General features: G+C 63.9%; 7 protein-coding genes. 1 reads left to right on the top strand and 6 read right to left on the bottom strand.

Going from position 1 to position 13,829, the window contains the following annotated elements; translation table 11 throughout:
- Positions 1-135: 135 nt before the first annotated feature.
- Positions 136-924 carry an IclR family transcriptional regulator gene (locus tag AC1RGE_RS14745; protein WP_015634531.1) on the top strand — a complete coding sequence of 263 codons (789 nt, stop codon included), beginning with the start codon at positions 136-138 and terminating at the stop codon, positions 922-924.
- A 197-nt stretch (positions 925-1,121) separates the two neighbouring features.
- Here the strand turns inward: AC1RGE_RS14745 and AC1RGE_RS14740 are convergent, their stop codons facing one another.
- From AC1RGE_RS14740 to AC1RGE_RS14715, 6 genes are all read right to left on the bottom strand, one after another.
- Positions 1,122-4,109, bottom strand: coding sequence for a two-partner secretion domain-containing protein (locus AC1RGE_RS14740; protein WP_492584545.1), 2,988 nt, complete (start codon positions 4,107-4,109; stop codon positions 1,122-1,124).
- Positions 4,110-4,252: 143 nt separating this feature from the next.
- Complete coding sequence (locus tag AC1RGE_RS14735; RefSeq protein WP_228102246.1) at positions 4,253-5,395, bottom strand: fimbrial protein; 1,143 nt, start codon at positions 5,393-5,395, stop codon at positions 4,253-4,255.
- A 220-nt stretch (positions 5,396-5,615) separates the two neighbouring features.
- A complete protein-coding gene (locus AC1RGE_RS14730; protein WP_011059805.1) occupies positions 5,616-8,651 on the bottom strand; it encodes a two-partner secretion domain-containing protein in 3,036 nt (1,011 codons plus the stop codon).
- Between the two features lie 75 nt (positions 8,652-8,726).
- Complete coding sequence (locus AC1RGE_RS14725) at positions 8,727-10,358, bottom strand: ShlB/FhaC/HecB family hemolysin secretion/activation protein (RefSeq protein WP_492584622.1); 1,632 nt, start codon at positions 10,356-10,358, stop codon at positions 8,727-8,729.
- A gap of 94 nt (positions 10,359-10,452) precedes the next feature.
- The gene (locus tag AC1RGE_RS14720; protein WP_492584543.1) at positions 10,453-11,211 is read right to left on the bottom strand and encodes a fimbria/pilus periplasmic chaperone; all 759 of its coding nucleotides are present in this window, start codon (positions 11,209-11,211) and stop codon (positions 10,453-10,455) included.
- The gene (locus AC1RGE_RS14715) at positions 11,211-13,793 is read right to left on the bottom strand and encodes a fimbria/pilus outer membrane usher protein (protein ID WP_492584541.1); all 2,583 of its coding nucleotides are present in this window, start codon (positions 13,791-13,793) and stop codon (positions 11,211-11,213) included. The genes AC1RGE_RS14720 and AC1RGE_RS14715 overlap by 1 nt, the downstream gene beginning before the upstream one ends.
- Positions 13,794-13,829: the final 36 nt, after the last annotated feature.

The raw sequence follows: 13,829 nt of genomic DNA, 5'->3' as shown, positions 1-13,829 counted from the left end.
CGGAATCGGGTTTCGTCAGGGAATCGCAGATTTCAATTGCGGCGGTTCCGGGATAACATTTTTCCTTTGTTTCCACGAATCCGCTGCGTGGTCAACCGGCATTGCGCCCGGCACCAGCCCCTACCGGAAGACCCCATGCAAGACCCGAACGACTCCCCGGAACAAGCGCCCAAAGACCGTAAGTTCGTCGAAGCCCTGGCCCGAGGCCTGGAGGTCCTGCGGGCCTTTACCCACGGTCACGCGGTACGCGGCAACCAGGACATCGCGCGCATCACCGGCCTGCCCAAGCCCACGGTGTCGCGCCTGACCTACACCCTGACGCAGCTGGGCTACCTCAAGTACAACCAGGACCTGGAGAAGTACCAGCTGGATTCAGCGGTACTGGCCCTGGGCTACGCCTACTCCGCCAGCCTGCGGGTGCGCCAGCTGGGCAAGCCGTTCATGGACGAGTTCTCGCGCCGCACCAACACCACCGTCAGCCTGACTTGCCGCGATCGCCTGTCGATGATCCACGTCGACAGCAGCCGCCCGCCGGAAGTTGCCAGCCTGCGCATGGAGCCCGGGCTGCGCCTGCCCCTGGCCACCAGCGCCGCCGGGCGCGCCTACCTGGCCGCCACGCCGAAAATCGAGCGTGACCATCTGTTGGGGGAAGTGGCGAAAAAGCTCGGTGATGAATGGCCTGCCCTGGAAAAATCCCTGGAAGACTCCTTCCGTGAATACGAAGAGTTCGGCTTCTGCCTGTCACTGGGCGAGTGGGACCGCAACGTCAACGGTGCCGGCGTGCCACTGCGCCTGGCCGACGGCAGCATCATGGCCCTGACCTGCGGCGCCCCGAGCTTCCAGCTGTCCAGCGAAAAACTCGAAAGCTCCCTGGCCCACCAACTGGTGATGCTGGCACGGGACCTGGAAAGCCTGGGCGTCTGAGGCAGGCCATAAAAAACCCCTGATCCGCGATGGATGCAGGGGTTGGTTTCAAGGTTGCCCAAACGCCAGCCAATCGAAAGTGCCCAAGGGCAGGACACTCCATCGATGCTGAAGCAGGCAGCCGATTCCGGACACGCCCTGGGTTGCCAGGGCATATCCGAAGTGGGCAAGTGCCTCTATCGACGGCCGGGGGCGATTCAGTTGCCCATCACCCCCTGGTTGAAGTCGGCCGCCTGACTGAACGGGCGGTCGTAACCCAGGCTTGCGTAGTTGGGCGCAATCACCTGGATATTGCCGAAGGATGCGGACTGGCGAATGTCACCCAGGTCCACCCCCGCCAAGCCGCCAAGCCGTGCATCCCGGCTGCCTGAAACCTCACCACTGGCAAGCGCGTTGACGATCCGCGCGTTGTTCTGCCCCACCAGGCCACCGACCACGCTGTAACTGCCCCCGGAGACATTGCCCTTGGCCGAAGCGGTGTCGATAAGGCTGTCACCCTTGAGAACGCCATGCGTACCCACCAGGCCGCCCACCGCGCTCTTGGCGCCAGCACTGGCATCACCACGGGCTTCCACCGACTTCAGGTCCCCGGCGTTGTAGCCGATGAGCCCGCCGACGTGGCTTTGGTCCTTGCCCACGACGTTGCCCCAGGCCGTTGAGTTGGCAACCAGCCCGCCCACGTTGTAGCCGACCAGCCCGCCCACGTTGCTGTTGCTCGCGCCCTGGACCAGGCCGAAGGCCTCGGCAAGGCTGATGTGGCCGTCGATGTTCTGCCCCACCAGACCACCGATGTGCAGGCTGCTGCCGCCATTGACCGAACCACTGGCCGTGACGTTGTGCAACGTGCTGTCCTGGTTCAGGCCCACCAGGCCACCGGCCGTGGCAAAGTTCTTGCCCAGCAGCCCGCCGCTGGCGACAGAGTCACTGATGCGGCCCGACTCGTTGCGCCCCACCAGGCCGCCGGCATGGCTCGCGCCATTGCCCGAGACCGCCGTCGAAGACTGGGAACCCTCGATGCGGCCGCCCTGGTTGTAACCCACCAGGCCACCCAGGTTGGTGCCCTTGTAGCTGTAGCTGTCACCACTGGAAACCGTTCCAGAACTGGAGGAACCGGCAATCAGCCCTTGATGATTGACGCCCACCAACCCGCCCACACCGCCCTCGGCGTTGCTGGCGATGCTGGCGGTGAGCCGGACATCGGCGCTGCTGTTGGTCACGGTGCCGCCACTGCCCACCACCTGACGGTTTTCGCCCACCAGGCCACCGGCCGCCGAGGTAAAGCTATTGCCCAATACCACACCGGCCACCGACGACGCGTCGATGGAGCCACCGGCGTTGCTGCCCACCAGGCCGCCGACCAGGTTGTCCTGCCGGCCCTTGGCATTCACCCGCAGTTTGCTGGCACTGACGTTGGCGATTTTCCCGCTGTTGCGCCCCACCAGGCCACCGACGGCACTGCTACCGGTGGTGGACGTGGCGCCGTTGATGGTCATCGAGGCCAGCTTGAGGTTGCCGATGCTGCCGGACGAACTGGCGAACAGCCCGCCGTCGGTGCCGTTGCTGTTGACCGTCAAACCGCTGAGGGTGTTACCCAGGCCCTCGAAGACGCCGCTGAAGGTTTGCTGCCCACCGATGGAGGTCAGGCGTGCACTGCTGTCGATGGAGTTGCCCAGCACGTAGCGGCCCGCCAGATCCTGGTCGATCGCCTGCAACTGCGTGGCGTTTTGAATCACGCTGTAAGCTTCGCCGTTGGCATCGAAGCGGGCGCCGTTGCCGGACAGGGTGACGCCGCCATTCTGGCCCAGCGCAAAGTTGCCGCCATGGTTCAGCCCGAGGCTGCTGTTGCTGCCGCTCAGCGTCAGCTGACGATTGAGCTTGATGTCCCCCTGGGCGTTGAGTTCCACCCGGGCATTGGCGCCACCGGCAAACAGGCTGTCATCCAGGCGGATGTCCTTGGCCGAAGAGAGGGTCAACTGGTTGCCACTGAACCAGAAGAGCCCGTTTTCCACCGCCACGTCGCCCTTGCCACTGGCCAGTTCGATATTAGTGGTTGCCAGGTTGCGCGACAAGGTGTCGGCATGGGCAGTGTTGCTCTTGGCGGTGAGGAAGGAGCCCACCTTGACTTCGTTGCTGGCGATCTTCCAGGTGCCCGTCTGGCCATCCCTGGCCTGGGTGTCGACCTTGGTCGTCAGTTGCACCCGAGTGTTGGCGCCCCGGGTCTCGATCACCCCACCATCGCCCTTGCCGTCCAGCGCACTGGCGCGCAGCGAGCCATCAACGCTGACCACGCCCACGTCGCCGCCATCCAGGGTAATGCGCCCGGCCTTCTGCGACAGGGTGTTGGCTTCGACGGTGCCCTGGTTGTTGACCACCGTCTGCAGCACGGAGCCCGCGCTCTTGGCGGTCATCAGCACCTGCCCGCCATCGGCCTTGAGCAGGCCGGTGCCGGTGTTGTGCACCAGCGCGTCGAGCGCTGCGCTGTCGACATGCAGGTCCAGCAGTTGGTTGTCATCGAAGCTGACGGTGAAGCCATCGCCTGCGGCCAACGCCACACGGCCGTTCTGCGCCTTGATGGTGCCCTGGTTGGTCACCCTGGCCCCGAGCAGCGCCACGCCACCGCCGTCAGCGGCAGTGATGGAGCCCTGGTTGACCACCTCGGCTGCCGAGGTGCCGGCGAACTTGTAGTTGCCGGCCTTGAAATCGGCATCGCTGATATCCCGGGTCGAAGCCACCAGACCACCGACATTCACCTGAGCGCCCTGGCCGAACACCACGCCGTTGGGGTTGATCAGGAACACCCGGCCATTGGCGTTGATCTGCCCGTGAATCTGGCTGCCATTGACACCCACGACCCGGTTCAGGGCGATCGAAGTGCTGGTGGGCTGGTTGAAGGTCACCGACTGACCGTTCTGCACGTTGAAATCCTTCCACTGAGTGACCAGCTTGTCCGTCTGCTGATTGATGGACATGTGCTGGCCCTGGGTATGGAAATCGGCACTGCCGGACACCACCTCCCCTCCCGTGGGCAAGGCAAACGCCGAAGGCAACCCGGTCAATGCCAACAGACTGGCAACTGCCACCACCAGGCCCTTGCCGGAGCCGGCACGCCGACGCCGGGCGCCTTCGTGAGTGACGTTCCAGCAGCCCTGGGCCTGGTTCCATACCAATGCATAGATCTTGTTCATGAAAACTCCATATCGATTTATCTACGTACTGCAAACCTTTGCAGCACGGCACTGCCGCTGAAGCGCTCGCTAGGCCTTCAAACTGGACGACGGTGTTGGGTAGAACTTGCCCACGGACGGCCCGGCTCAATGAGCGGTCGCGATCATGGGAAGGTAAAAGTGAACTCTGCAGCCCCGTTGGCAGCCCCTCCGGCGTGAACCTCCTGGTCATTGCCGATGCGGATGTAGCTGGCTCGCAGGGGAATGCTTGCGCCATCGCCGATGCGCTGCATCTCGTAGCTCTGGCCGCTGTACTCGATGCGCTCCGAGGTCAGCCCATTGGTCATGACAATGCCGAACCCGCGGGTGGTGGAATCGATCAGGCCCAGCACGCCCTTGACCGCAGAGCCCCCTGACTTGTCGATAAAGCTGATGCGAGGCCGGGCCTGCATCGAACAGCGGCTCAACCCGATGCTGAAGGGAACCTCGGGCGAGGTGGCATTGACCTGGGGAAAGTCCGCCAGGGAGAAGCGCCCCAGGCGCACGCCGATCTCCTTGTAGGCTTCCACCACACAGGTCTTGGGCAGCTCGATGTCCATGTTGAAGTCCAGGCCGCCCATGACCAGGCTCTTGCGGCAGCTGTAGGTCAGCGGCGGGCTGAGCTTGCCCAATTGGGATCCCAGGGTTGATTCGTTTTTTTCCAGGTCGTACGCATACAACTGCAGGTAGGACGAGCCTGTTACCTGGGTCACTTTGAGAGTGCCCGCGGGCAACTGATCCGGCGGTACGGTCAGGATCAGCGATTGAATAATCTGGGTGACCATGGTCTGAGCGGGTAAACCGCTCTCGTAGATCAGGTCATCATTTTTTTCCAGGACAATGGGAGAAGTGACCTGGGTCACTCGTATTCTCTCCCGCCCTTGCGGAGCTACGTCCAGTCGCAGGCCAATGCCGGCGACATCGGTAGGCGCGGCGTCATCGGTCTGCGGCGTACCGGGGCTCCAATGTCCGGCGGTCACCAGCTCCCGCGGTTTCCCGGAGATCGCCAGGTTGAAACTGGTATGCAAGGTCACCGTACGCTCCCACAACACGGTTCCCACCGGGGTATTGGTGTTCAACGGGTTGACCAGCCTCCAGGGAGAACCGGCCTTGCTGCTGAGGTTGCAGTCCCTGGCATAACCGTTCAACGAGGCCGCTTGCGCCTCTGCGCCGCCCCAGCCGCAAAGCACCCCTGCGAGCATGACGCCATGAACCCACAGGGGCAGCGGTCTGCAATCGGCTACAAGCCTCAGCCATTGGCGAATCATCTGTCTTTCTCCCTGTCTGCGCCTTGGTGATACCGCCCATGACAAGGGCAGCGTTCTGCACAAACGAGATGGATTACCCAACAGTGGCCGGCTGCTCGCGGCCACCCTTAAAAAAGATCATCAAGGAACGAGACAAGCAGGTACCCGCCAGCAGCCGGAACCCGGTGCGCCAGGCGCACCGGGGGCAACTGCCATTCCTCGGATCAGTGGTTGTGGATCATCAGTTGCGAATGTCGCCCTGGTTCAGGCCGACCGCGGGTACCTGAGTCGCCAGGCCCAGCGCCGTGTTGTAGCGCATGTCGCCGTAGTTGACCCCGACCAGGCCGCCGTAGGTCTGGGCGTAGTTCGACACGAACTTGACGTTGCCGTAGGCCACGGAGTTGCGCAGATCGCCCATGTTCAAGCCGACCAGGCCACCCAGGCGGGCATAGGTGCCGCCGCTCACCTGACCATTGGCCAGGGAGTTGGTGATGAACGAATTGTTCTGGCCGACCAGGCCACCCACCGAACTCTGGCTACCGCCCACCACATTGCCTTTGGCCGAGGCACTGTTGATCCGGTGATCGACAAAGTCGCCGTTGGTCCCCACCAGCCCGCCGACAAAGCTGTTGGCGCCGCCGCTGACGTCACCGCTGGCCTCGGCCGAACTCAGGTCACCGTCGTTGTAGCCCACCAGGCCGCCGACGTAGCTGAGGTTGCCGCCGCTGACCTTGCCACGGGCCACGACATATTCGGTGTTGCCACCAAAGTTGTGCCCGATCAGGCCACCGATGTTGCCGCTGGCTCCGCCGACCACATCACCTGTCACTTCAGCCGTGTGGATCCGACTGTTGTCGTTCTTGCCCACCAGCCCGCCGACGTTGGCACCGGTCGAATCGCTGACCTTGCCTGTGGCCTTGACGTTATTGAGCTCGCTGTTCTGGTTCCAGCCCACCAGGCCACCGGCAGCCACGGAGCCCGCACCGACCACCGCGCCACTGGCGCTGGAGTCGACGATAGCGCCGTTGTTGTTGAAGCCCACCAGGCCGCCGATACGGCTGGCGGTGTACCCCCAGACGCCGACCGAGGAGCTGGCGCGTTCGATCCTGCCACCCTGGTTGTAACCCACCAGGCCACCCAGGTTCGGGTCCTGGACGTAACGGTTGAACCCGGTACCGACGGTGCCAGCACTCGAAGAGTCGCTAATCAGGCCGCCCTTGTTGACGCCTACCAGGCCGCCCATGCCGCCATTGGTGGTGACCTGCATGGTGCCCAGCACCCGCACGTCGGTGGTGCTGTTGGTAATGGTGCCGAGGCCAGTCGAAGCGACGTTGTTTTCCCCCGCCAGCCCACCGACGGCGGAGGTGTTGGCATTACCGGTCACCGTACCGGCCATCGAGCCACGATCGATGGTGCCGCCGGCGTTGACACCGACCAGGCCGCCGACAATGTTGTTCTGGTTGCTGTTGGCGAAGACGTTGAGGTTGGTGCCACTGACGTTTTCGATGCGGCCGGTGTTTACGCCGACCAGACCACCGATTTTGCCGAAGCCTGCGTTGGAGGTGGCACCGTAGATGTTCATCGACGCCAGCTTGAGGTTGCTGATGGTGCCGGACGAGCGGCCGAACAGACCGCCGTAAGGGCCGTCGGTATTGACCGTGAAACCACTGATGGTATTGCCCAGGCCGTCGAAGACCCCGTTGAACTCTCGGCTGCCACCAATGGACTTGATGCTGCCGGTGCCCTTGATGTCGTTGCCCAGCACATACAGGCCGTCGAGGCTGGTACCGATCGCCTGCAATTGCGCGGCGTTCTGGATCACCTTGTACAGGTCGCCATTGGCGTCGAACCAGGCGCCACTGCCGGACAGGGTGACCTGGCCCTTCGGCCCCAGGGCGTAGCTGTTGCCGTAGTCCAGGCCCAGGCTGCTGTTGACCCCGGTCAGCGCTACTGCACCATTGATCTTGATGTCCCGATTGGCATTGAGTTCGATACGGGCGCCCGCACCGCTGCTCTTGAGGTTCTTGTTGAGGCTGATGTCCTGGGCCGAGGCCACGCTCAATTGATTGCCGCTGGCCCAGGCGATATCACCATCGATCGACACGTTGCCGGCCTTGCTGTTCAACTCGATGTTGGTGGTAGCCAGGTTGTGCGACAGGGTATCGGCATACACCGTGGTTTCACCGGGCGTGGAGGTCGGATTGACCGTGACGTCCGAAGAGCTGATCTTCCAGGTCCCGGCCCGGCCATTGTTGGCCAGGGTGTTGACCCGGGCGGCCAGTTGCACCTTGGTGGTGGCGCCCTTGGTTTCCACCACGCCGCCATCGCCGATGGCAGTCAGTGCGTTGGCGCTCAGCGAGCCGCCGACGTTGACCACGCCGACGTCACCGCCGTCCAGGGTGATCTTGCCGGCCTTGCGCGACAGGGTGTTGGCTTCAATGGCGCCCTGGTTGTTGACCACGGTCTGCAGCATCGAGCCTGCACTCTTGGCGGTCATCAATACCTGCCCGCCGTCGGCCTTGAGCAGCCCGCCGTTGCTGACCAGCGCATCGATCGCCGCGGCATCGACTTTCAGGTCCAGCAGGTTGTTGCTGTCGAAGCTGACGGTGAACTCGTTGCCGCCACCCAGGGCCACGCTGCCCTTCTGCGCCTTGATGTCACCTTCGTTGCGCACAGTCTTGCCGATCAGCGCCACGCCGCCGCCATCGGTGGCGGTAATCATGCCGTTGTTGACGACTTCAGCCTGCGAGGTCCCGGCGAATTTGTAGTTGCCGGCGGTGAAGTTGGCATCGGTGATGTTCTGGGTCGAGGCCACCAGGCCACCGACGTTGACCTGGGCGTTGTTGCCGAATACCACCCCGTTGGGGTTGATCAGGAACACCTGGCCGTTGGCATTGATCTGCCCCTGGATGTTACTGCCATTGACGCCAATCACCCGGTTCAGGGCCACCGAGGTCTTGGTCGGCTGGCTGAAGGTCACCGTCTGGCCACGGTTCACGCTGAAGTCGTTCCAGTTGGTGATCAGCTTGTCAGTGTGCTGGTTGATCGACATCTGCTTGCCATTGTCGAACGTCAGGATGTCCGCCGTGCCGGAGACCACCGTGCCTCCCGTCGGCAACGCGAAGGCCACAGGCAGAACACCAATGCCCAGCAGCCCGGCCACCATCACCACCAGGCCCTTGCGTGTTCCGGAGCGGCGACGACGGCGTGCGCCCTCGTCGGTCACACTCCAGCAGCCCTGGGCCTGATTCCACACCAATGCATAAACCTTATTCACGTTGACTCCTTATCTACTTATTAACGCCCTGCAACCTATGCAGGACGGCACCACCTCCGAAGCACACGCCGGCCTTCAGAAATACTGTGTCGCGCTGGCCCAGATCCGCGGCGTGCGCTCGGGCCCGCTGCCTTCCTGGTTGTTGTCCAGGGCCCAGGCACTGGTCACGCTGATCTGCTGCGAAGGACCGCTCCAACTGGCACCCACACCGGCGCCCGACAACTGGCGGCGGTTCTCGTCGTGGATCCAGGGGCTCTTGTTGACCTGCACCGCGCCGTGATCGACAAACGCCTTGAGCTGCCAGCGCGGGGCCAGGAGAAAGCGCAGTTCCAGGCTGGCCTGCCAGCCCTGGTCGCCACTGCTGGTTCCCTGGGGATAGGCGCGCACATCGAAGGGGCCGCCGATGCCGAATTTTTCCGAGCTGTCCAGGTTGGTCGAGGACCATTGGCCGTTGAACTGGCCATAGAGCTGAAAGCGCGGGCTCAGGTACTGCAGGCGCGCGGCATTGAGGTTGAGCTTCTGAAAGCCACCGTTGGTGCCGGCCGTGAAATGGTCGCGCCACTGGTCCATCGGGTCGTCGATGCTCAACCGGCCACTGCCGTAGGTGAGGTAGAAGAAGTTCTGCCCGCCGCCGAGCAGGCTGTCCTGGGAGTTGCCGTTGAGGCTCAGGCTCCACAGTTCCACATGCTTCTGGCTGCTGACTTCGAACAGGTCGATGTCGTCGCGCAGGCGCTTGTCCTCGTACTGCAACTGGGCGCTGAGATCGAAGGTGCGGCTGCGGATCAGCGGCTGAGTGATGAAGACACTGCCGATGCTCGCCTGGCCGTGGGCCTCCAGCACCTCGAAGTCCCGGCTCAACTCGTAGTTCATCCGCGAATAGGCCACGCCCACACTGGTGGACCAGGGGCCCAGGGGAAGCTTGTAGGCGGCGCGGTAGTAGCGCTGGTCCTCATCGCTGCCGAGCAGGCGCAGGTTGAACTGATCGCCCAGGCGCAAGGGGTTGTTGAGGTTGAGGCTGCCCCCGAGGCGGTATTCGCCGGTGTAGTAGCCGCCGAAGTTGTCGGCTTCCAGGGTGCCGCTGGCCCAGGGCCCGGGCTGCGCATTGACCAGCAGGTCGGTGGTGCCGCGCTGCTCGCCGGCACTGAGAGTGCCCTTGACCCGGACCCCGGGAAGGTCGCTCAACAGCAGCAGGCTGCGTTCAAGATCTTCACTGCGGACCGCGGTATCGCTGTGCAGTGACGACAGCGGGCCTGTGATCACCGAATTCAGGGCCCGGGACTGGTTGTTCACTTGAATACGACCGTAGCGACCTTCCATGACCTCGATACGCACCACGCCGTCCTCGATGTCCTGGGCCGGCAGGAAGGCCCGGGCCAGCATGTAGCCCTGGTTCTGGTAATAGGTCGTCAGGCGCTCGGCGGCCGCGCGCAGCTGGTTCAGGTCCAGCTCCTGGCCCTTGAGGTCCGCCAGCAGGGCTTGCAGCGTCTCGTTGCTGAACACCTGGTTGCCGACGATCACGAAGTCGTTGACCTGCAAGCGGATGCCGGAGGTGTCCGGAGCCTGGGCAGAGGCGCTCGGCGGCTTCGCCGGCAGGTCCAGCTCCGGTGCCGGCTGCTCCGGCAAGGCCGGTTGCGTGGCCTGGATGTCGCGCATCGCCTGCCCGGCGTTGGGCACATACACCGCGGCAGCCGCCACTGCGGGCAACATCAGCAGCAAGCCCAGGCAGCCCCCGGACAATCGCTGCCAGCGCCGTTCAAGGCCCCCCGCAAGCAGGCTGTTCGATGACTTGCCCAAGGCAACTTCAGTCTTGTATCCGCGCACTTCCACTCAGCGTCTCCCCGCTGTCAGTTGCCACTTGGTAATGAACCACCGCCTGATCCGGGGTAATTCCCTGCATATCGGGCAGGGCGATCCGCGTCGAGCCGAAGGGCTCCACGGTGATCCCCTGCAATGTGATTGATCGATTGCCGCTGCCCAGCGCCACCTCAGCGAAGGACACGTAGTACGGGGTCGGGTTGCCGGCCAGCAGCGCAGCGCCAGCCTGCCCCGGCGCCACAAGGCTCCAGCGCAACTGGCCGACCGCTTCGTCAGCCTTGCCGGACAAGCCCTGGGGGCGGTACAGCAGCTTCATACGCATGCGCGATGCCAACCGCAGCAAGTCGTCCTTCGCGGCCGCCAGGGGCGGTACTTCGAGAAAGTTGATCCAGAACACCGACTCCCGATCGCCGGGCAATGGCTCGCCGCTGTAGCGCAGGACCAGGGCTGCGTTCTGCCTTGGCTCGAGCCGGGAGATGGGTGGCGACAGCACGAACGGCACCACCAGGGCGCTGGGGTCGACCTCGGCGTCGCCCTTGTCCAGCCAGGCCTGCAACAGGATCGGCGCACGGCCGCTATTGCCGACCCGGATGCTGATGGCCGGCTTGCCGGCGGGATAGATGAACCGTGTGCCGACAATCGACAGGTCGGCCTGGGCCCAGCCGCTGGACAAGGCCAGCAGCCCCAGCAGCCACCGGCAACCACGCAGGGAGCAAAGACGGCGATATCCGCCTTGATGGCCCATCAAGGCCGCTCCTCTACGGAACCTGCCGGCATCGCCCGGCAGGGGCGCTGAAGCACCACATAGCCCGTGGCGGAGGCCGTATCGCGGGGCGGCAACTGGTAGTCGATCAGGCACTGCTGATCCGGCTCCTGGCCCCATTCCACGCGAATCGTGCCCTGGTCCTGCTCGGTACGCAGCACCAGGCGGCTGCCCTGGCCCACCGCCCCCAGCTCGGCACCGTCCTGGGCATCGACGGCCACGGCAGCAAACGGCAACTGCTGGCCATCGGGCTGCTGGCTGTCGATCAGCACCGCACGCGCCCTGCGGGTCGGGTACGAAAGCATCACCACCGCCCCCGCCACCGGCGCCACATGGCGCGAGCTGAGCAGCAGCTCGACGTCGTCGGCAACGCCAGTGGGGTCGATGTCCACGGTGTTCAATTGATAGGGGCTCAGGCTGGAGACCACGGCATAGCCGCTTCCATCCACCCGCGTATCGGCATAGCCGACCCGGGCGCCCTTGGCATCGGGAGCATGCACCAGGCCCGTGGTTTCACTCAGGGTCTGGGCGAAGGTCAAGCCACCCGAATGCAGCACCATGCCCCCGGAAGCCCCCAGAGACTGCTGGCGATAGTCGCGGCCCTGGGAAAAGCTCGAACTCAGGGAAACCTCGGGCAGGAAATAGTTGAGGCTGGCGTTGGTCGAGGTTTCGCCCTGGCGCTGGTCATGGGCGGCGGACAACGCATAGGTGGCGTCGCCATCATTGTCCAGTACGCCGGAAATGCCGCTGGTGTAGTGCGCGCCAGAACGCTTGTCGTGGCTGGCGTAGCTGTTGATCGTGGTACCCCGGCGCCCTTCCCGCCCCAGGGGAATCGACAGGCTGAAGCTGAAAAACGTGTTGTCCGCCCCCGCGCCTGCCCGCGAACCACTGCTGGAAGCACGCATGCGCTGAGCCATGAAGGAGTAGCTGTTACCGCGCCACTGGTTGCTGTAGCCCATGGCGAAGTTCAGGGTCTGGCCCTGGCGATTCCAGTACTGGAGGCTGGAGCCCGTGGCATAGAGCTGCCCTGCGCCGTCGCCCAGTTGCTGGTTGATGTTGATATCCAGGCGGTCACGGACCCGGGCGAACGAGTCGACGCTCTCGCCCTGGTTGACGTGGTCCTGCAGGCTGATGGCGTCATGCAGGCCCAGGTAACCGCTGGTGGAATAGCGGTAGGCCAGCAATGAGAAGTTGGTCCCGCTGTTGGGCAGGTTCTTGCTGTAGGACAGGCGCACGCTTTGGCCCTGCATGCTGCCGCCCCGGGGCAGCTCGGTTCGGGCCTGGGTCAGGTCCAGGCCAAAAGCCCCGAGGGAAGTATTCAGTGCGCTGCCGATCAACGCCGACATGTAGCTGCCGGTGAGTGCCGTGCCGGCATAACCGGTCAATTGGTTATCCAGGCCGTAGTGCAGGGTGCCCTGGGCCACATATTGCTCGCTGCCACCGAGCCCGGGGTTCGCCACCTTGCCCGCCGTCAGGCTGTAGCGTGAGGTGCCGGGGCGCAGGGTTTGCACGGTGGTGGCAAAAGGTACGGTAAAGCGGCTGGTCTGGCCGTTGGCCTCGGTGACCGTCACGTCCAGATCACCACCAAAGCTTGCCGCTTGCAGATCGGAAATCTCGAACGGCCCCGGTGCAACGGAGGTTTCATAGATCATGTAGCCGCGCTGATAGACCGAGACCTTGGCATTGGTGCTGGCCGTGCCGCGGATCTGCGGTGCGTAGTAGCGCTGGCTCTCGGGCAACATGCGCGGGTCGCTGGCCAGCCGGACACCGCGAAACGATACCGAGTCGAACAGATCGGCTTCGGTCACGCTCTCTCCCACCAGCAACTGCGAGTGCCAGGCCGGCAGGTCGGTCTGGGCATAGATGTAACCGCGCTGATAATGGCCGCCCACCTCCGGCGACCAGGTGGCGGTACCGCTGTGACGCAGACGCCAGTCACCCAGGTTGAGCCCCAGGTTGAGCCCGGCATAGCCATCGGTCTGGCTTCGCCCATTGCTCTGGGAACTGAACAGGCTGGTGTTGTAGTTGAGCGTGGCCGCGGACACGCCGTAATCCCAGCTCGCCGGATCGACATAGGTTTTCGACAGGTTCTGCTGCAGGAAAAGCTGCGGCACCGACAACTCGATCTTCTGTTCCGCAATTTTGACGCGGGTGGTCGCGCCAGGGATGTAGCTGCCCAGGTCGCCGCAAAACAGCCCATCGCCCATGAGAGGGTGAGAGGAATGGGTGCCCAGGCTCGCATCGGTCTTTTTCAAGTCGATACCCAACTGCTGCAACAACGAACGGTCGTAGCACGGCTGGCTGCCCTGGGGGTCATCGCTGGCGCGGAACTGGATTTCCTGCAACGCCCGCCACTGACTGCTCACCAGCACATCAAGCAAGTATGTGCCGGGCGCGACATAGCCCAATTGTTGAAAGCGCGAGGTATCGATGGGAGTGCCCTTACCTTGAAATAGCATCTGGCTGTCGAACAACACATCCTGGCTGGAGCCCGTATCCGCAGCCTCTGCCGTCGCCGGCGCGATGCCGTCCTGGTCGGCCACCAGCACCATGGAATTGCTCATCAGCACCGCCGCCAGACACAGTGACTGCGTCGCCGG

Source organism: Pseudomonas sp. GW823-FHT02C05 (genome assembly GCF_058797595.1).
Note: the sequence above shows the minus strand (reverse complement) of the source record. Positions and strands in the feature narration are given on the sequence as shown.